We start from the raw sequence: 19,938 nt of genomic DNA on the forward strand, positions 1-19,938 counted from the left end.
AGCTTCTCCTAAAATCTATAACACTGGAGCACCCGCTGCCCCATTTAAATTTCGCACAATTGGACTTAATGAACCACCGTGTCGCGCTTGACCTTGGATTGCCCGGCTTTGCGCTCTGCATCTATTCCGAGAAACTTCTTCAACTGCTCTTGCGGTGTTATACCTCGACCAAAATCTGCACTCAACATGCCTTCTGCCATTGAGCGAAAATACTCCGAGTAGGCTTGCGCCTCCACCAGATCAATCCAGAACGGCACATCCTTGTATAAACCCTGCTCGGCAATCTGCTCAGCCAGCCAGGCACGCGCTCCTTCAAACATTTCCGGGCTGTTGCCTAGCGGCACATCGGGCAAGGAATCATTACCCCGGATAAATTCACGCAATGCACCACTTACCGTATTCTGATCCCACACCCAGCGCGTCATCAGCGGATACTTGGCCGGATTATTAAAGTGCAGCATTTCCGCTCCAAAATCGAATGCTGCGCGTCGATTTTTAGCAGCCTGCTTACGCGTTTCCTTGTCGGCTGTTTCATCTATCTGCACGATCTCGGAAAATGTCTGCAACCTTTCAACCAGCGCTCCATCCCCATACAGCAGATCCTGAATCGCCTTCCTGATCACTTCAACACCTAAAGCTTGCAATGCCGGGAATACCCGGCGCCGGGCGGAAAACACCATCTCCAGCAATGCCTCAATGCCATCCATCGTCAAAGATGGCAAACTTTGCACATTAAGCAAGCTAGAAAACAACTGGCTTTTCATTTGCAGGCTGGCCAACAGCGCTTCCAGTCCCGCCGCATCTTCCGCCTGGCTATTCAGCTTCGCAAAGTGCTGCTGAAACTGCCCCGAATCCAGAGCGACGGACAGTGAACATGGCACAATTGTGTCAGGTTCACCGATAGGCGCCGCGCTATCAGGCTGCTTTTTGAACCAGAGCATTCATGTCACCAACAGCGCGCATGGCCATTGCCAGGCCATGAGAGATACTGGTATCAATATCTTCCGGGCCCAATGCAGCACCACCCACATAGATGCCGCGGCGTGTGCTGCTAAAGCTACTGGTATACTGCTCGCCCTTTTCAACGAAGCCGTGCTTCTCCAAGCCAATACCGAACACTTTTGCCAGCTCCGGATTTTCCTCGCTAGGATCCATACCAATGGCATGAACCACGATATCCATCGGGATGACAATAGGGCGCTTTACCAAGGTATCTTCACCCTTGACCAGCAGGCGGTTGTCGGCAGATTTTGTAACCTCTGCAATACGTGCCTTGACGAATTTTGTTTTGTATTCTTCCTGGGATTTCCAGTAGAACTTGTCTTCATACAAACCAAAAGTACGGATATCCATGTAATAAATGAATACGTCGGTTTGCGGAGAGATTTCCTTGATTTCCATGGCCAGATTGGTAGAAACGGTGCAACAGATCTTCGAGCACCACTCACGACCGATCTGGCGATCACGCGAACCCACGCACAGCAGGATCGCTACGCGCTCAGGCACACGCCCATCGGATGGGCAGGCAATCTTGCCACTGGACACCATTTGCTCCATCTGGGTGGTTGTCAACACATCTTCGTAAGTACCAAAACCCCACTCAGGCTTATTTATGGAGTCGAAATGCGTAAAGCCCGTGCCAAGAATAATGCTACCGACATTGACAGCCTGACCATTGGACAGCGTCACGGAGAAATTACCCGCTTCGCCTTCCACTTTAACCACCTTGGTAGATTTATGGATGGTGACATTCGCATTGTCTTCAACGCGCTTGACCATGCGACCGATCGCATCCTTGGCCCACTCACCGGACGGCACCAGCTTGGCATAACCCGACAGGATTGGCGCCCCGCCAAGCACAGCCTCTTTTTCAACCAGCACCACTTTTTTACCAATGGAGGCTACGCCAGCGGCAGCGGACAGACCCGTGGGGCCTGCGCCCACAACCAAAACAGTATCAGACATTTAACTCGCTCCTAGTGCCAATTCGGGGTTGTACAAATATTCGATATTACCAGCCTCAACTTCTTTGAGATATGCCTCGAATGTCTTCTTGGCCTCGGTCCAAGACATGCCCATTTTCTCCACCAGCTCTTCACAGGGAGAAGCATGCCATTGCAACTGTACAATCTTGAACGGATCTGCACCACAGGCCAGCGCCGCAAATTGCACATCTGCCATGATAGGCACAGCAAAATCATTGTCGTGCGCTTTACCGATCCACTGGTTCTTGTCCATGGTCGTAATGCAACCGGTGTCGATACCCAGCATCACATCCGCATTGGCTTCTTCACGTGCCACGCGAATCTTGCGGTCCATGGTGAAAGAACGGGTGAACTCGCGCTCGGAAATGATGTGGCGGAAACCGAAACCACAGCAATCATACCAAGTGGAATAATCAATCAGCTGTGCACCCAGAGCCATTGCCACGGAGCTACCCACCGCGGTGCGATTACCACCCAGCACGCTCGGATCGTAAATCGCATCTTCGTGCACCATCTTGTAGTAATGGCAGGCTGCGTGCATGGTTACACGAATATTGGACACATCAATCGTCTGCAATTCGGAAGCGATGCGGTTACGCATCACGTGCACCCACTCGGAATAGTGAATAATTTCTTCAGGAATAACCAGCTTGCCATCGACCAGGCGCCCCAGCTTGCCAAGAATCTTGGTGACACGCTCACGCAATTCGGCGGATTCAACCAGATACTTGCGGATTTCTTTGTAGTTACCAAAAGAGGTGCCGCAATGCACTAGCGGAAAGAAATGACCCGCTTCGTAGCCATGCTGCTTGCCGGAAATGTAAGCCTGGTGGAAATTACGCATGAATACGGCCGCCAGCGACTCGACGTTGCCAATACCGGAACCGTGATAGTTCCAGGCGGTACAGGAAGTCTGATCGGTTTCATCCAGATAATCTTTACCCGGCTCGAAACCAAATTTGTTCATAAACCACAGCAATGAAGTTGGATAGCCAGGAATATTGCCGCACTGACCACAGGATTTGTGGTGCCACAATTGCATGGTCGGTACTTTTTTGGTCCAACCGAACAGCGTCTGTACCTCAATGGGCTTATGTGCGTCGGTAATACGATGCACAATGATCTGGCCATCTTTTTCAAGCTCCCACATATGGTCGCGAATGTCATCCATGCGCTCACCGAGATCAACGGTACGCTTGTCTACGTGCTTGCGTACCCACTCGGTGGCTTTGGCTGCTTCAGCGCCAGAAAGATTGGTTTGCTGGAAGAAAGAACCGTGTCCAGCGATGCCTTCGGTTTCGTTGCTATCCACAATGTTGTTCATGGTCAAGCTCCTGAAATAAATGTACTTAGTCTAAAGTTGGGAAGCGCGACATTTAGTCGCCATCCTGCTCTTCCAGCCATTCTTCGTACTCTTCGCGCTTTTCGTCGATAAAATCTTCGATCACGTCAAACAGGTTTTCATCCATCGCTTCCAGCGAGGACAGTACCCCGGTCATTTCCCAAATGGTATACATCTCAACCGAGGTTTTCAGCGAGACTTCCCAAGCCGTATCCGTGGTCTGCAATGTGCGCACCGGGATTGCCTTGCGCAGCGTCTTGAGATCACCTTCGACTTTCTGGATGTTCGGACCCCAATCCGGGAAATGATCCGGCTGAATCATATCCGGCGAAAGCTGATTACCCGTTGTAATCAACTTGAGCATCACCCGTCCAAATGGGCGCAGCACGTCTTTGGCAGATTGCATCCCGTGCTTGATGGACACCTCACGCATGATCATGACCAGACCACCCGGGGAATTCTTGAACGGGCAGCGGGCTGCACAAGTCATGCACTGGGCGCACGCCCAGATCTTTTCCTGCATTGCGTCATAAATCTGCTCGACGTTTTCGGTCCAGAGCAGCTGAACGATCTCGCGTGGGCTGTAATCATAAAATTGAGCAGACGGACACGTAGCGGTGCAAATACCGCAATTCAGGCAGCCGTTCAACTCATGATCGTAGCGGAAATCGCTACGAATATCGTCATAAATTTCGCGCATTTCAGCGTAAGTTGCCATATGCACCCCTTCGGTTAACCATGCCAAATAGTTGACAAAAATAATATGGTATTACCATACACCAAGTGTGTAAAATTTCAAGCCTGACCAAATCAAGCCGGATCAAACCTAACAAAGCTTCGACAGACGGCACGCACTGGCGTTCCGTTGAACTGACAGTTTGGCATGGTCAACCAAACCGTTTCGGTGAACAGCCGGGGATTGTGTCTCCGGCCTTAGCTACCTGGTTGTGACGCAAAATTCCGTACGTGACAACGCTCAATTAAATATACAAACAAATATCCGACTCACCGGCGAATTCGAAAAACGTGGCGGCGCCACCGTATTCCAAGCCATCGATGAAATCGCCGTGCTCAAAGCCGAACAGCTCCACCGTCATCTGGCAGGCAAGGAATTTGACGTCCGCTTCCTGGCACATTTCACGTAAATCCGGGATGGTCGCCACACCATTGTTTTTAATGGTCTGCTTCATCAGGCTGGTGGCCACTGATTCATAGCCCGGTACCAGCGACTGTACCGCATTGGGGATATTCCAATTCAAGCCGCGGAACCACTTGGGCCCAAAAGGCATCTTCATCGGCATACCCGGGTTACCTAGCGGACTGACCTTGAGGACAGACAGATCTTTACGAAGCAGCTGCAAACCATAAAACGTAAAAAAGATCTGGGTTTCATAATCCAGCGCCGCAGCTGTCGATGCCAGAATAAACGGTGGATAGGCCCAGTCCAGCGTGCCTTTGGTTGCAATGATAGCGAGTTTTTTCTGATCCATATCTGCCTCCTAAAATGTTTAAAGTTGAGACTTTACGTTCTTGTTTTGAACCCTTACCACCCAACCCACAAATTATTTTTTTTAATTGATTACTTCTTTTTCATGAAGAATGTGTACTCGCCACCACCTTCGGCGGAAGACAGCAACTCATTGCCAGTCTGCTTTGAAAAAGCCTGAAAATCCTTGATTGCGCCCGGATCAGTCGCAACAATTTTTAAAACCTGTCCGCTAGGCATATCAGCCAGCGATTTTTTACAACGCAGAATAGGCAGCGGGCAATTCAGGCCGCGAGCGTCGAGTTCTTTATCAAAATTCATCTTGAAATCTCCTCAGTATTTACTAAAAAATGGAAAACAAACGGTGAAACATAAACCAGGAAGGCAGAAATTGCAACTACATGAATATCCTCATGCCATGGCCGCCAGCGGTTTTCCAGAACGCATCCAGCCCATAATGCCGCCCTGTAAATTATATACATTTTCAAAACCCTTGGCCGCCAAAAAAGCACACGCTTGCGCCGAACGGCCACCAGACTGGCAATAAAACACCACCGGCTTGTCCTGCGGAATGCCCTGCACTTTGATTGGCAGTAAGTGCAGCGGGAGGTGCATGGCGTTATCGATCATACCGCGTGACACTTCGGCGTCCGTACGCACATCGATTAGTACATACGTACCCGCGGTTTTCAACGTTTCCAGACCTGCTGCGTCCACTTCCTTGAAGCCGTACATATTCACCTGCTCCGCTGCAACGATTTAAAGAATGCTAATATAGCAAAATACTACTGTTCTGCAAATACTCTATTAAGGTTTTGTTTCAACAATGTTGGGCGCCATGATATAAATTGATGACATGCCTCGCCTCTGCAAAGAACAACCAACGCTCTGCCACCATACCCAGAAATGCCGTCAGGACGGCCGCATAGATCGCGATAACCACACTGCCATCTAGCGTCAAAATCAGCGCAGGCATCACGAATCCAGCTATAAAAACGCAAATCTTCAGCGCCAAAGAAAATTTGCGTGCCACCTGAAAACCGAACTCCTGAGTGAGGAACGTGCCATGAGTATGCCCCGTATCCAGCAATCTGACCGTCCCGCGGGTAAAGCCGGTAGCTGTTTTAATGGTGGACCCTGTTCCGGGACTCGCAATCCAGAAATAATAAATCGCCTTCAATGCAGCAGCCACCACAAGCAATGCCAGCACCAGTGAAATATAACCTGCCAGCACAACCTGACTATTACTTGCCACCGCCAGCAAGAGCAACGCTCCGGTAAAATGCCCCAAGGCAAGATAATTGGCAGGCACCAACGGAGAATTCCATTGTCGGATGGTCTTCAAACACCCATAGATCATGCCCGTACTAAAAATGGTGATCCATGCCAACAATGCGGCAACGGCACCGGCAACGAGACGCAACACCTCCAGTTCGGGCAACACCAACCAGGTTAGCCCCAGGTAAAGTATCGCAAAGGGATAAAATGCCATTGCGAATACGCCTTCACGTGACAGCCACGAGGTGCGGAAGCGGCTGAAGGCCCGCCAGGCATTTTTCGGGTTGGCAAGGTGGAACATGGACGAAGTCAGACCCGCCGCCACCAGAACCAGCGCCAGAATGCCGGCCACCAGCTTTTGCTCAATGGGCAATCCGCCGTCCAGGCCAAACAGGTCCATCAGATACAGCAAAGCAAACAAACCAAAGCCGGCTCCGGAGCTGACTGTAAAAAAAATAACAGAAAATGCGGGATGCATTCGAAATTCCCTTATGACAAGTGCGCGAAATTAACGCTTTACAATACGATTAGCGATACCTTTGATTTTATCCTTGAAACCGGGTTTACCCAGGTTCTCGGTTGGGATCGGCTTGGCTTTACGTACCGGTAAATAATGATTGGTCGGGTTATAGCCCAGTTCAGGCATTAATTGATAGCCGCCACGTTCACGTACAACACTACTCACGGCCGAGCCCGGGTCATCCAGATCACCAAACATGCGCGCATGCGCCGGACAAGTAAGCACGCAGGCAGGCTGGCGCTCTTCAATGGGGATTTGCAAGTCATAGATACGATCCACGCACAGGGTACATTTTTTCATGGTTCCGGATTCGCGATCCAGCTCACGCGCACCATAGGGACAGGCCCATGAGCAATAATTGCAGCCCATGCACTTGTTTTGATCCACCAGCACGATACCATCTTCGGCTCGCTTGTAAGAGGCTCCAGTAGGGCATACGGTGACGCAGTCTGCGTCTTCACAATGCATGCACGACATGGGGAAATTGATGGTTTTGTTGTTAGGGTATTCACCCACTTCGTAGCTACGAATCCGATTAAACCAGACGCCTGAAGGCTCCGCACCATAGGGCTGGTAGTCCGTCAGAGGCGCCGTGGTGCCAGAAGCGTTCCATTCCTTACAGGCGATGGCGCAAGCATGGCAGCCCACGCATACGTCGAGATCGATAACGAGTCCAAGTCTCATATTGATACTTTCAAATTAATCAAGCCGGGCGGCAATGCCACCCGGCGAATCAGGGGTCGGCTAATGATTATTATTCGCTGGGCTTGTCGTCGCTACGGGTACTATAGCGCAACGTATCCGGACGCTTGCCATCGTCCCACGGCAAAGGTTTGAGCGCCGGGAATTCCGGCCAGCTGCCTTCTTCACCGGGAGCGGCTTTGGAGATTTTGACGCGCAAATCGAACCAAGCCGCCTGGCCGGTGACCGGATCGGAGTTGGTAATGCGACGCTCACCCTGTTTGGCCGGCAACAATTCGGAAATCAGGTGGTTCAGCAGAAAGCCTTTAGTGGCTTCCGAGGCATTCGGCTTCAGGCCCCATGCACCGCCCTGCTTGCCGATGGCGTTCCAGGTCCAGACAGTGTTTTCCTGTGTTCCTTCCATGGTACGCATCTGGCAGCGGATTTTGCCGTTATGCGACTCGACCCAGATCCAGTCATCGTCCTGCAAGCCCATACGTGCAGCCTGGCCACGATTCATGTACATGTAGTTTTGTGCCAGAATTTGGCGCAACCACACGTTCTGCGAATCCCAGGAATGGTACATCAGCATGGGACGCTGAGTCAGCGCAAAGAACGGGTATTCATTCTCGTCCACACGGGCCTGCTCGAGCGGCTTATACCATAGCGGTAACGGGTCAAAATACTTGGCCAAGCGTTCGCGGTCAGTTTGATTGTTAGGCTGCGGGCCATCGTACAAGCCCTGCCCTGCCAAACGGAATTTTTGCAGCGGTTCGGAGTAAACCTGCATGATGATGGGTTCCGACTTGCCGATGAAACCCACCTCCGCCGCGACATCCAGATATTCTTTATTGGCGAAACGGTTATATTTCTGGCTATCCGGCCAGTGATGCGCGAAGAACGACTCGTTCTCGATGTATTTTTCCCACTGCTTCGGATTCGGCTCGCCTTTGAGCGATTTTTCGCCGTTCTTGCCACGCCATCCGGCCAGGAAACCCACGCCCGGAGAACGCTCGTAGTTGACGATGAAATCAGGGTAATCCTTGAACTTGCGCGTCCCGTCCGCGTTGGTAAATGCCGGGAATTTCAGACGCGAAGCCATTTCCACCAGCACTTCCTGCCACGGGCGCACGTCACGGTCAAGCTTGATCAGCGGGTAGCGAATCGCATCGGCGGCCGCATCCGGCTCGGAAATCGGTCGATCCAGCAACGAAATGGTGTCGTGACGCTCCAGATACGTGGTATCCGGCAATACCAGATCGGCAAAGTTGACCATTTCGGAATGGAACGCATCCACCACCACCAGAAACGGAATCTTGTGCTGGCCGGGCTCTTCCGGGTCTTTCTCGCGCAGCATGTCCTGAACATTTTTGGTGTTCATGGTGGAATTCCACGCCATGTTGGACATGAACAGCATCAAGGTATCGATCGCATACGGGTCATGGTTGGTGGCATTGGTGATCACCATGTGCATGAGGCCGTGCGAAGCAATCGGAATCTCCCAGGAGTACGCCTTGTCGATGCGCAACGGATTGCCATCTGCATCAATCACCAGATCTTCGGGGCGCATCGGGAAACCGAGCGGCGTACGCGACAGCGGCGTATTGGGCGCATTGATCACGTCAAGATTGTTTTCCGGCAGCTGATGCGGCGGCACCGGCTTGGGGTAAGGCGCGCGCGCACGGAAATTGCCCGGGCCGTCCAGCGCACCCAGCAGCATCTGGATCAAATGCACCGCGCGGCAAGCGTGAAAGCCATTGGAGTGCGCCGCAATACCGCGCATGGCGTACATCGCCACCGGGCGGCCAATCACCTTGTCGTGTTTGCGTCCCCAGCTATCGGTCCACTCGATATCCAGTTCGACAGTCTCCTTGAACGCGACATGCGCCATTTCCAGCGCCATGCGTTCAATGGTTTCGGCGGGCACACCGCATTCTTCGGCAACGTTGGCCGGCGCGTAGCGGTCGTCCAGGTAACGCTCGGCGGTGAGGCTCATCACGGTGCGTACCGGGCGGCCATCAGGTGCTACAAAATCGCCGAACAGCGCCGGTGCGATGTCCTTGTCCAAACCGTTGACGAAGGTTTTCTTTTCCAGATCCCACACCAGCGGGTTGCCCGCCTCGTCGCGCAAAAACAGTCCGTTGCCCTGCTGCCCAGGCGTATCGACGACCAGCCAGGCGCAATTGGTATAACGAATCAGGAATTCCCAGTCGAACAACTCGCGCGACAGCAGCACATGCACCACCGACAAGGCCAGCAGTCCATCCATGCCGGGCTTGATGGGAATCCATTCGTCGGCGATGGCGGAGTAGCCGGTGCGTACCGGATTCACTGAGACGAACTTGCCGCCATGGCGCTTGAGCTTTTCCAGGCCGATCTTGATCGGATTGGAGGAATGGTCTTCGGCCACCCCCCACATGATGAAATACTTGGCGTAATCCCAGTCCGGTGCGCCGAATTCCCAGAACGAGAAGCCGATGGAATATAGCCCGGCAGCCGCCATATTGACCGAACAAAAACCGCCATGCGCCGCCCAGTTGGGTGTACCGAATTGCTGCGCCCAAAGACCGGTCAAGGCCTGCATCTGGTCACGGCCTGTGAAAAAAGCCAGCTTGGAAGGATCTGTCGCCCGAATGTTGCCCAAGCGCTCAGTGAGCATTTCCAGTGCTTCATCCCACTCGATTTCGACAAACTCCCCATCGCCGCGCTCGGACCCCGGCTTGCGCAGTAACGGCTTGCGCAACTTGGCGGCGGAATATTGCTTCATGATCCCGGCGGAGCCCTTGGCGCACAGTACACCCTGGTTGGTTGGATGGTTGCGGTTACCCTGAATGAAACGGACCTTGTCCTCTTCCAAAGTAACTTTGATACCGCAACGGCAGGCGCACATATAACAGGTCGTAAACTTGATTTCCTGTTTGTCGTGATTTTCGATTTTGACGATAGCGTTCATTAACTAATTGATTATTATGAATTGAGTAAATAGTAGCGTATTATTTTCTTCTAATATTGTCGCTTATATTCTACCAACTAGGCAAACCGCTCATTTTATAGCCCCATAAATATTTTTGGTAGCAATTTTATTTTGGCTTATGCGGCCCCACCCGCACAATTGTGAGCCCCGGCATTCCATGTTAGAGTATTAGAGATTTCTATACCTTAATATTTCTGTGCCGGGTTGCATTGGCACTTGGGTTCCAATCGAGCATGCGCTCAGCAATTACAGGAGTTTCGCAGTGGACAAGAGCAACTTCAAGGAAAACACCCGTTACACCATTACCTGGCGTACTCCAGACGGGAAAATGCGTCCCGCCAACATCTACGTTTACAAAATGTTTGACGCCAACATGATTGCGCGCATGACCGACAGCGGTGGCCTGCTGCACAAAATTGCCTATGCCGACGTCCTCAAGATCGTCAAGGAAAAAGCCGTGGATAAGGAAAATCAGTTTTTCATTCCATCCGCCGTACTGGATGAAAAAGTCTGGAAAGATCGCTCGGTGATGGAGCGTTATTCTTCTTCCCCGCACATGGGCAAGTAAACAAGTCAGTTTGAATGCATGTGAAAACGGAGCCAAGCGCTCCGTTTTTTATTGCGCCCTGGCACCCTCATCAGCTTTCGCGCAGATTCATGCAAGCGAAGGTAATTCACTTCGGTTTCGCTTACTACACCATAGCAGCAAACTTGCAATTGCAGCACCAATTGCCGTAGCGCTGCATTTTCACCATTACGCAGTGTCATTGCCTGCAGCCACTGCGTTAATGTGACAACGCGCAAACGACCCATACCCCAATCAAAATTCAGCAAGGCCTGACTCAATTCTGCGCAATTAATTGCTGCCTCAAGCTTGCGCAAGGATCCATGTCGCGCCAGCCAGCGCCGGTATCCTTGCCACCCTATGTAGGTGAGCCATGCCAATGCGATCAATATCCCGGCAATCAGCACAGACCGGGCAAATTCATGCCAGAGCGGATTTACTACCATCAACACTGCGGACCGGATAACGACAGATTCAAGGCGATTATGCGCCGGATCATAATACGGCAAAGTCAATGCAGGCAGCTGCATGTTGCCGGCACGTAACGGTTTGAATGGCAGGAGCACTCGCCAAGTCTGTACCAATGTGCCGGCCTCGCCTAGCGGATCGATTTGTGCCGGGTAAAAGTGTATCGCATCAGTATCTGCGAACGATGGCAACAATTTGGCCAGTCCCTCTGCACTCAGCCCCGCACCCTGCACAACAAGTGTCCAGTTCACCGGGCGGTTGAGTACCAACGTGCCAACGGGCGGATGTGAACTCACCTCGAGCTTGCCAAGGGGCACATACACCGGCAGATATGCCGGTGCCGGAAGGGTATCGAATTGCAGTGATGGCAGCACATAACGCAGTCGCTCACCAAATTTCAGGGCTTCCAGCATGGGTAGCTTCACTTCACTTGTGCCGGCGCGTAACGGCATGATGGCCCAGCTACGGCGATGCACGGTGAGGGGCACGCCCTTGACCACCTCTTCGCGCTGAGACGGCGCCAATTCGCGCACATGCACCCCGGCCGGAGGCGGCAACCAGAGCGGCGACCATTGCAAACTCCCATCATCGTAGATATCCAATACCAGCCTGGCACTTTGACGCACAAACAGTCGTCCGGGCTGTAGCGTCAGTTTGAATTGCACATGCGGAACATCTGCGCCGGAAGCGCGCACCCGCAATGCCAGCGGAAGACTGCTGGCGCCGCCCCAATGCAAAGCGGGGAATAGCACGCGACCATCATGCAACGGATACAGCACCAGTGTCATGGTTTGACTGGTGATAAGCCTGCCGCCGATGGCTTGAGTCCGGGTGTCGCTGCTACGACGATAGATATCAAAATCCGCCTGCAGCGCATTCAGCTTCAGGTCATCCAGTGATGGCTTGGCCAGATCGCTACTCACAGTGGCGGTCACCGGTTCGCCCAGCGTAATTTCATTCCTATCCATATACGCCACCAATGCGGCACTGGCCCATGCCGGCAATGCCAGCAACATGAAACAAGACCATTTCAACCATTTCACCACGGCAGCAAAGCTCCATAATGCTGGTCATCGTAGTGTGCGTCCAGCTGCAGCAACTGTTTCTGGATGGAAAGGTTTTTGTCTGAGGTTAGTTCAAGCTTTTTCAATACCACGCGCGTAACCTGCCCTGACGCTGACATAGCAGACGACGCCGCAATACGGCTATTCAAAGCGGCTTGATATGCTGCCGACCGCTGGTCGGATGAATCCATTTCCGGTGAAGTTTTTTTATCCGAATCCACAATTGTGACCGGCTGATTATCGATCGGCTGATTCAACTCGCCGCCAACCTGGCTACCACGCCGCCCGGGTATGCCGGCACCGGATGCGGCGCGCTTGCCGGCCCCCGCCAGCCGCCCCGCCGTGAGCGCCAGATTGGCGCGGGCATTGGCGTCGCGCGGGCGCGAACTCAGCACCCCCTGATACGCGTCTGCCGCTGCACGAAAATTACCTGCCGCGAAATAACTGTTGCCCAGGTTATATAGCGCATCGGCGCGCATCGGCGCGTTTTGCGCTGCCAGCATCGCGCTGGTGAATTGACCGATTGCCGCGACATAATCGCGCCGTCGATACGCCGCGGCACCGGCGCCCATGCGAGCCGGGTAACCCTGCATACGCCCATACAACGCCTGCGCCTCGACATAATTGCCGCTACGGTAAGCAGCATAGGCCGCCTGCGCGGTGTCGGCGTCGGCGGCGCGCACATTCGGCACCACCCCGCCCCACGCCACCATGCCCACCAGCAGCCACCCCGCGACCTCAGGCCGGATGGCGCACCACCGCAGCGGAAAATGCAGATATAGCAGCAGCAACCATGCCGGCAGCAGACACCATGCGTACAACTCACGCCAGGTTTGCGCCGGATCTACCGGGTGCGGATTGCCGGGCAAACCCAAAATGCCGCGATCGTACAAGGCCTCCCAGTCAGCATCGCCATCCTGCACGGTTTGGTAGGCGCCGCCGCCGAGGCGCGCCAGCGTGGCGAAACCGTTCTCATCCAGGCGGCTGGTCACCGCGCTGCCGTCCTGCTCGACCACACCGCCATCGGGCAGGGGAACAGTCGCTCCAGCGGGTGTTCCCACTCCCAGTACATACAGCGGCAGGTCAACCCGTTGCAAACTGCGCGCGGCCTCCAGTGCTGCGGCGCCCGCCGTACCGGAGAGCGCGCCGGCATCACCATCGGTAAGTAGCAGCACTGCGCCGCGCTTGCCCGGGCTTTGCGCCAGCAGTGTTTGCTGCGCCAGCTTGAGCGCAGCGGCGATATTGCTGCCCGGCATATCCAACAGGCCGGGCTGTGCCAGCGGCAAATCGGCGCGCACAGCATCCATGTCGCGGGTGAGTGGCAGCAACAGGCCGGCGCTGCCGGAAAACACGATCAGCCCGAGCCGTTCGCCATGCAGACGCGGCAATAAATCGAGCAACTTCAATCGGGCACGCTGCAGACGTTGCGGCGACACATCCTGCGCCAGCATGGAAGGCGATACATCCAGCACCACCATCACATTCAGCTCATGGTGCAACGCTGCGATCCTGTGTTCCGGCGTGGTCAGCAGCGGCAGGCGCGGCCCGGCGGCGGCGCAGGCCAGCAACAGCCACGCCAGCATATTGACAACGCGGCGTCCATTGGACGACACGCCGAATGTACCGCGCACTGCCCATGGCAGCAGGTGCGCATCGGCATAATGCAGCACACGTCCGCGACGCCAGTGCAGCAGCATTGCCATCAACAGCGGTTGCAAGGCCAGCATCAGCCGCCATGGGTTGCGCCAGTCCAGTTGCGTCAGTTCGCCCAGACCGGTCATACCGTCACCCGCCGTATCGCACTCAGTCGCGCCAGGCTCAACAGCCCCACCGCCAGCAACAGCGGCAGCAAATACCATTCCTGCACCACCCGGCGGGTGGCAGGGCGCACGACAGTTTTTTCACGCTGGCCGATGTCGTGGATGACACTTTGCAGCGCACCATGATTGCCCGCCTGATAATAACGTCCGCCGGTTGCAGCGGCGATTTGCGCAAGTCCCGGTTCGCTAACGGTTTTGGCGGGTGCCTTGGGACGCCCGGCGGCAAACAGGTCGCCGCCAATCTGCACGGTGTAAATCGGCACCCCCATGTGGCGCGCCAGCGCGACTGCCTCGCCGGGGGTGATATCGCCTGCGGTACTGTCGCCATCAGTAAACAGGATCAGCGCCGGACGCAGGCGCGGCTGCGCCCGCAATTGCTTGAGCGCCAGTCCGATGGCGTCACCGATGGCCGTATCGTCACCGGCAATACCGACTCGCAGACGCGCCAGCATGGCGCTCACCAGATCCCGGTCAAACGTCGGTGGCACCAGCGTACCGGCCACGCTGCCAAATGCAATCAGTCCGAAACGATCGCCCCGGCGTCCTGCCACAAAGCGCGTAACGATGTCTTTGAGTACAGCCAGACGTTCCACCGGCTGGCCGCCCAGTTCAAAATCGGTGATGCTCATGGTTCGGGAAGTATCCACCAGCAGCACGATTTCGCGTCCTTGCGGAGTTTCCGGCAGCCAGGCGCCGATCCATTGCGGCTGCGCCAAGGCCAACACCAGACAGAGCTGTGCTAGCAAATCCAGCCAGCGCACAAACCGTCCGCCGGGCTGCGCAACCTGGCTGCGCGCCAGCAACTCCAACTGGGGATGAATCAACGCCACACTGGCCGGTTCCTGGCTGACACGTTCACGCCGCCAACGCAGCACGGCAAGTACGAGCAGGGGCAATGACAAAACCAGCCAGATTGGTTGCGCCAGATTCAGCATCGGCCCGCCCGCTTCAGCCAGATGTCGACCTGGTTGCATAAGCGCGTCCATTCACTCTCTTCCAGACCGGCTCCGGCCTGATAACGCAACGTATCCAGACGGGCTATGGCTTCTGCCCAGCCGGGGTGTTCGGCTACCGGCAACGCAGGCGGCGGCAAGTCCGCATTTAGCTGCTGCAGTTGCAATCCCAGCCGCAGCTCGGATGCCAGGCGATAGGCCGCCGCGTGCTGACTTACACGGCCTGTGGCGCAGGCCTGCCGGAGTTGCTGCAGACGTTTGCGGCAGGCACGGACACCACGTCCGCGCCAGCGCATCCATAATCCCAGCAGCACCAGCGCCGCCAGCGCCAAAACCAGCCACCACGCGCTGTAGCTGGCAACAACGAGCACCGGCCTGACCGGCTCGATGATGTCGATCAAACCGCTGGTTGGGTCATTCATGGCAGACGCATTTCTTGCAACAGCGCATACGGGTCGGCGTCGGCCAGCAGACAATGCAGGCGCACGCCGATGCGTCGAAACAGCGCCTGCTGTGCGGCCTGGCTGCTGCTGGCCTGCGCCTGATACGCCGCACGCACCTCGCGCCTGCCGGTGTCTACCCAGCAGCGCGCCGTGGAAGCCACATCCTGGAATGCGATCAGGCCGACATTGGGCAACGCCTGCTCAGTCACATCCAGCACCTGAACTGCCTGCACCTGGTGGCGGCTGGCCAGACACAGCAGCGCAGGCATGTCCGCCTCGCACAGTGCATGGAAATCGCTGATCAACACCACGTTGGAACCGCGCGGCAATTGCGCATCCAGCCGGTCGAGCAAGGCATGCAGGAGCGGCATTGCCGCAGCAACCGGATCCGTCAGTGGAGGGCAGGGTGCAATCGCCGCCTGCGCCAGTTGCATTGCGCCCGCTGTGCCATTGCGACAGGGCAGCGTCATCGCGTCGGGTTGCCAGAGCGTGCCGCCGATACAGGTATTGGCCCGCGCAGCGCCAAATCCAAGCGTGGCGGCAATGCGCGCGGCTTGCGCCACTTTCAGTCTGGTGCGGGTGCCGAAACGCATGCTCGGGCCGCGGTCGATCACCACATGCAAGGCAGGCTGGTGCTCTTCCCGGTAAATCTTGATGTGTGGCCGGGCGGTGCGCGCCGTGGTGCGCCAATCCATGCCGCGCACGTCGTCCCCAGCCTGATAGGGCCGCGCCTCCTCGAAATCCAGACCGCTGCCCAGATACACCGAGCGAAAATCCCCGGCGTGGCGATGCTGCGACTCCCTGAAATAGGGCGCTGCCTGTTGTGCCTGGATACGATGCATCAGTTGGGCGAGTTCTTCTGCATCCAGCAACGGCGCATGCGTGTCCGCCGCAGCGGGCCGGCCGACGCTCAGGGCAACCAGGCGCTGCCCGAGTGAGGCCAGCTTAGCCAATGATGCTTTCACAGCGGGTTAAGGGACCGGTACCGCATTCAGCAAAGCCTGGAGCAGGTTATTGCGCGACACGTTTTCCATGCGTGCGTTAAAGCTCGGGATGATGCGATGGCGCAGGCAATCTGCGGCGACCGCATGAATATCGTCCGGGATGACATATTCCCTGCCCTGCAAATACGCATGGCCGCAGGCCGCGTGGGCGATTGCAAGGGAAGCGCGCGGGCTGGCGCCGACCTCAATCATGCCGGCCTGATCCGGCAGCCAGTGCGCAATATCGCGCGTCGCGCCGACCAGGGTCACGATATAGCGTTCCAGTGCAGCGTCCAGATGAATCTTTCTCACTTCCTCGCGCGCCGCCAGCACGGTCTGCACATCCACTTTAGGCAGGTATTCCGTGTCGGCAGCGTTGCCCATACGGTCGCGTTGCAGTATGCGCAACTCATCCTCCGCACTCGGATAGGTCAGCTCGACATGCAACAGAAAGCGGTCGAGCTGCGCCTCCGGCAGAGGGTAGGTGCCCGCCTGCTCCAGCGGGTTTTGCGTGGCCAGGACCATGAACAGCGGCGGCAACGGCCGGGTTACCCCACCCACCGTGATCTGGTGTTCCTGCATGGCTTCGAGCAAGGCCGACTGCACTTTGGCCGGTGCCCGGTTGATTTCGTCCGCCAGAATGATTTCATGGAACAGCGGCCCCTCGACAAAGCAGAAGCTGCCTTCCTGGGGATTGTAGATATCGGTGCCGGTCAGATCGCCGGGAAGCAGATCGGGAGTGAACTGGATGCGCTGAAAACGGGCGTGGACTGCTCCCGCCAACGCTTTCACCGCCGTGGTTTTGGCCAGACCTGGCAAACCTTCCAGCAGCAGATGCCCGCCGGTCAGCAGTCCGATGACCAGCCGGTCGAGCAAGGCCGACTGACCGACGATGGTATTTTCCAGAGACTGGCGTAGCGCGATGATTTTGGGTTGATTTAGCATCATTCGTTCCTGATTTTGGAGAGTACACCGTCACGCGAGATTATTACGTTAGTGTAATATAATCTACATTTATGTAGAATAGTTAATATGAACCACGACGATTCCTGGCTGGCACTGATCATCAGCCTTCCTACCCGTAATGCTACCGCCCGCATGCGCATCTGGCGTGCGCTGAAAGCCTTGGGCTGCGCCGTGCTGCGCGATGGCGTGTATCTGCTGCCGAATCATCTGTCCGCAAGACCGGCACTCCAGGCCCAAGCCGCCGAGACACTTGCTGCGGGCGGCACTGCGCAGGTAGTGGAGGTCCGCGCCACCGACCCACAGCAAGCTGCCGCGTTCCGCGCGCTGTTTGATCGCACCGCAGAATACACTGAACTGAAAAATGCGCTTGACGCTTTCATTCACAGCTTAGCCACGCTCGATGCCATGGCGGCCAAACGCACACTTGGCCGCCTGCGGCGCGATTTCGAGGCCATCGCCGCCATTGATTATTTCCCGGCCGCTGCGCGCGAGCAAATCGCCGCAGAGCTGGCGCAGGCGGAAGCAGCTTATCAGGCGCACACCAACCCGGACGAACCCCATGCAGCAGCAGGCAGCATCCGGCGCCTGCCGAGCACCGAATACCAGAATCGCACCTGGGCCACGCGCCGGCACCTGTGGGTGGATCGCATGGCCAGCGCCTGGCTGATCCAGCGTTTTATCGATCGCCAGCCGGTATTCATGTGGCTGAAGCGGCCGCAGGATTGTCCGGATGACGCGCTCGGCTTCGATTTTGACGGCGCCACTTTCACTCATATCGGCAATCGGGTCACATTCGAAGTGCTGCTTGCCAGTTTCAATCTGGAGCATGACCCGGCACTGAGCCGCATTGGCGTACTGGTGCATTACATGGATGTAGGCGGCATTCCGGTGGCGGAAGCCGCCGGGCTGGAAACCCTGCTCAAAGCCATGCAAACGCGCTGCCCTGACGACAGTACGCTACACACTGAAACCTCCAGGCTATTCGATGACCTGTATGCAGCATTCACCCCTTCATAACAGGGCAAGCCATGCCTCCTGAAACCATCCTCGACACCGCACCCGCGCCAGTCGGCTTTGGCGAATCGCTCAAATACTGGCTCAAGCTCGGTTTCATCAGCTTCGGCGGCCCGGCCGGGCAGATTGCCATGATGCACCTGGAACTGGTGGAACGGCGCCGCTGGATTTCCGAGCGGCGCTTTCTGCATGCGCTGAATTACTGCATGCTGCTGCCCGGACCGGAAGCGCAGCAGCTCGCCACTTACATCGGCTGGCTGATGCACGGGGTGAAAGGCGGGGTCGCGGCGGGCGTGCTGTTCGTGCTGCCCTCGTTACTGATCCTGATTGCGCTCACCTGGGTATATGTATCATTCGGCAGCCTGCCCGTTGTGGCAGGGATTCTGTATGGCATCAAACCCGCAGTCACCGCCATTGTCGTGTTCGCAGCCTACCGCATCGGCACGCGCGCGCTCCGGCATGGCGTGCTGTGGGCGATTGCGGCAGCCGCTTTTGTCGCCATTTTCGCGCTCGATATTCCCTTCCCCTACATCGTGCTGGGTGCGGCAATACTGGGCATGGCTGGCGGCAAATTCATGCCGGACAAATTCAAGGCTGCAGGCGGCCATGGTACCTCCGGCAGAGACTACGGTGCTGCGCTGATCGACGACCACACGCCCACCCCCAGCCATGCACGCTTTTCCTGGGCCCGGCTGTCAGCATTGGTGATCATTGGTTTGGTGCTGTGGGGCAGCGTGATGGCGCTGCTGTCCGGCCAGTCAACCCTGTTCACCATGGGTGAGTTCTTCACCAAGGCCGCGCTGGTGACCTTCGGCGGCGCCTATGCAGTACTGCCCTACGTCTATCAGGGTGGCGTCGAACATTACCAGTGGCTCACCACGCACCAGATGATAGACGGGCTGGCGCTGGGAGAAACCACGCCCGGACCGCTCATCATGGTGGTGGCTTTCGTCGGCTTCATCGGCGGCTGGAGCAAGGCGCTGTTCGGTCCCGATACGCTGTTCTGGGCCGGGGCCGCCGGTGCCGGCGTGGCGACTTTCTTCACCTTCCTGCCCAGCTTTCTGTTCATTCTGGCCGGCGGACCGCTGGTGGAACGCACCCACGGCGACCTCAAGTTCACCGCACCGCTTACCGCCATCACCGCTGCCGTCGTGGGGGTGGTTCTGAATCTCGCCGTGTTCTTTGCCTGGCATACGCTGTGGCCTGCGGCGATCAAGACCGCACCGTTCTCGGGCCAGTTCGAGTGGTTTTCAGCGTTGCTGGGTACCGCCGCTTTCATCGCCCTATGGCGCTACCAGGCCGGCGTGGTGAAAGTTATCGGCGCCTGTGCCCTGCTCGGGCTGGGTTACTCAATGCTTGCTTGAACCTGTTCAACACTAACCGGGACTGGAATGTA

Annotated in this window: 19 protein-coding genes; 3 read left to right on the forward strand and 16 right to left on the reverse strand. The window is 56.2% G+C overall.

Translation table 11 applies throughout. The features are described from left to right. Positions 1-65 precede the first annotated feature (65 nt). From ACYCZJ_RS00910 to ACYCZJ_RS00955, 10 genes are all read right to left on the reverse strand, one after another. The gene (locus ACYCZJ_RS00910; protein WP_461552338.1) at positions 66-941 is read right to left on the reverse strand and encodes a hypothetical protein; all 876 of its coding nucleotides are present in this window, start codon (positions 939-941) and stop codon (positions 66-68) included. Beyond that, on the reverse strand, positions 916-1,965 hold the full coding sequence (locus tag ACYCZJ_RS00915) for a CoB--CoM heterodisulfide reductase iron-sulfur subunit A family protein (protein ID WP_461552339.1): 1,050 nt from the start codon (positions 1,963-1,965) through the stop codon (positions 916-918). The genes ACYCZJ_RS00910 and ACYCZJ_RS00915 overlap by 26 nt, the downstream gene beginning before the upstream one ends. Then, positions 1,966-3,309, reverse strand: a complete 1,344-nt coding sequence (locus tag ACYCZJ_RS00920; RefSeq protein WP_461552340.1) for a heterodisulfide reductase-related iron-sulfur binding cluster — start codon at positions 3,307-3,309, stop codon at positions 1,966-1,968. Between the two features lie 52 nt (positions 3,310-3,361). Then, positions 3,362-4,045, reverse strand: a complete 684-nt coding sequence (locus ACYCZJ_RS00925) for a 4Fe-4S dicluster domain-containing protein (RefSeq protein WP_461552341.1) — start codon at positions 4,043-4,045, stop codon at positions 3,362-3,364. Between the two features lie 262 nt (positions 4,046-4,307). Then, complete coding sequence (dsrE2, locus tag ACYCZJ_RS00930) at positions 4,308-4,817, reverse strand: sulfur carrier protein DsrE2 (RefSeq protein ID WP_461552342.1); 510 nt, start codon at positions 4,815-4,817, stop codon at positions 4,308-4,310. A gap of 89 nt (positions 4,818-4,906) precedes the next feature. Then, positions 4,907-5,134 carry a sulfurtransferase TusA family protein gene (locus ACYCZJ_RS00935; protein ID WP_461552343.1) on the reverse strand — a complete coding sequence of 76 codons (228 nt, stop codon included), beginning with the start codon at positions 5,132-5,134 and terminating at the stop codon, positions 4,907-4,909. Between the two features lie 90 nt (positions 5,135-5,224). Next, complete coding sequence (locus ACYCZJ_RS00940; protein ID WP_461552344.1) at positions 5,225-5,548, reverse strand: rhodanese-like domain-containing protein; 324 nt, start codon at positions 5,546-5,548, stop codon at positions 5,225-5,227. A gap of 85 nt (positions 5,549-5,633) precedes the next feature. Next, positions 5,634-6,569, reverse strand: coding sequence for a dimethyl sulfoxide reductase anchor subunit family protein (locus ACYCZJ_RS00945; RefSeq protein ID WP_461552345.1), 936 nt, complete (start codon positions 6,567-6,569; stop codon positions 5,634-5,636). Positions 6,570-6,599: 30 nt separating this feature from the next. After that, positions 6,600-7,295 carry a 4Fe-4S dicluster domain-containing protein gene (locus ACYCZJ_RS00950; RefSeq protein ID WP_461552346.1) on the reverse strand — a complete coding sequence of 232 codons (696 nt, stop codon included), beginning with the start codon at positions 7,293-7,295 and terminating at the stop codon, positions 6,600-6,602. Between the two features lie 70 nt (positions 7,296-7,365). Then, entirely contained in the window at positions 7,366-10,245 is a 2,880-nt protein-coding gene (locus ACYCZJ_RS00955) for a molybdopterin oxidoreductase family protein (protein WP_461552347.1), read from the reverse strand. 283 nt (positions 10,246-10,528) lie between these two features. Here ACYCZJ_RS00955 and ACYCZJ_RS00960 point away from each other — a divergent pair, with 283 nt between their 5' ends. Beyond that, positions 10,529-10,834, forward strand: coding sequence for a hypothetical protein (locus tag ACYCZJ_RS00960; RefSeq protein WP_461552348.1), 306 nt, complete (start codon positions 10,529-10,531; stop codon positions 10,832-10,834). 5 nt (positions 10,835-10,839) lie between these two features. Here ACYCZJ_RS00960 and ACYCZJ_RS00965 read toward each other — a convergent pair whose 3' ends face one another. From ACYCZJ_RS00965 to ACYCZJ_RS00990, 6 genes are read right to left on the reverse strand one after another with little or no spacing between them, the layout of a single operon-like run. Continuing rightward, entirely contained in the window at positions 10,840-12,342 is a 1,503-nt protein-coding gene (locus ACYCZJ_RS00965) for a BatD family protein (protein WP_461552349.1), read from the reverse strand. Then, complete coding sequence (locus ACYCZJ_RS00970; protein WP_461552350.1) at positions 12,339-14,222, reverse strand: vWA domain-containing protein; 1,884 nt, start codon at positions 14,220-14,222, stop codon at positions 12,339-12,341. Before ACYCZJ_RS00970 ends, ACYCZJ_RS00965 begins: the two co-directional genes overlap by 4 nt. Further along, positions 14,141-15,157: a VWA domain-containing protein gene (locus ACYCZJ_RS00975; RefSeq protein ID WP_461552351.1), complete on the reverse strand. Its 1,017-nt coding sequence runs from the start codon at positions 15,155-15,157 to the stop codon at positions 14,141-14,143. The genes ACYCZJ_RS00970 and ACYCZJ_RS00975 overlap by 82 nt, the downstream gene beginning before the upstream one ends. Next, on the reverse strand, positions 15,112-15,558 hold the full coding sequence (locus ACYCZJ_RS00980; protein ID WP_461552352.1) for a hypothetical protein: 447 nt from the start codon (positions 15,556-15,558) through the stop codon (positions 15,112-15,114). Before ACYCZJ_RS00980 ends, ACYCZJ_RS00975 begins: the two co-directional genes overlap by 46 nt. Next, positions 15,555-16,532 (reverse strand): DUF58 domain-containing protein, encoded by a 978-nt coding sequence (locus ACYCZJ_RS00985; protein ID WP_461552353.1) that lies wholly within the window; start codon positions 16,530-16,532, stop codon positions 15,555-15,557. The genes ACYCZJ_RS00980 and ACYCZJ_RS00985 overlap by 4 nt, the downstream gene beginning before the upstream one ends. A gap of 18 nt (positions 16,533-16,550) precedes the next feature. Further along, positions 16,551-17,510, reverse strand: coding sequence for an AAA family ATPase (locus ACYCZJ_RS00990; RefSeq protein WP_461552354.1), 960 nt, complete (start codon positions 17,508-17,510; stop codon positions 16,551-16,553). An 84-nt stretch (positions 17,511-17,594) separates the two neighbouring features. Here ACYCZJ_RS00990 and ACYCZJ_RS00995 point away from each other — a divergent pair, with 84 nt between their 5' ends. Continuing rightward, a complete protein-coding gene (locus ACYCZJ_RS00995; RefSeq protein WP_461552355.1) occupies positions 17,595-18,545 on the forward strand; it encodes a chromate resistance protein ChrB domain-containing protein in 951 nt (316 codons plus the stop codon). A gap of 11 nt (positions 18,546-18,556) precedes the next feature. After that, complete coding sequence (chrA, locus tag ACYCZJ_RS01000; protein WP_461552356.1) at positions 18,557-19,906, forward strand: chromate efflux transporter; 1,350 nt, start codon at positions 18,557-18,559, stop codon at positions 19,904-19,906. Positions 19,907-19,938: the final 32 nt, after the last annotated feature.

It is taken from the genome of Sulfuriferula sp., assembly GCF_054605375.1.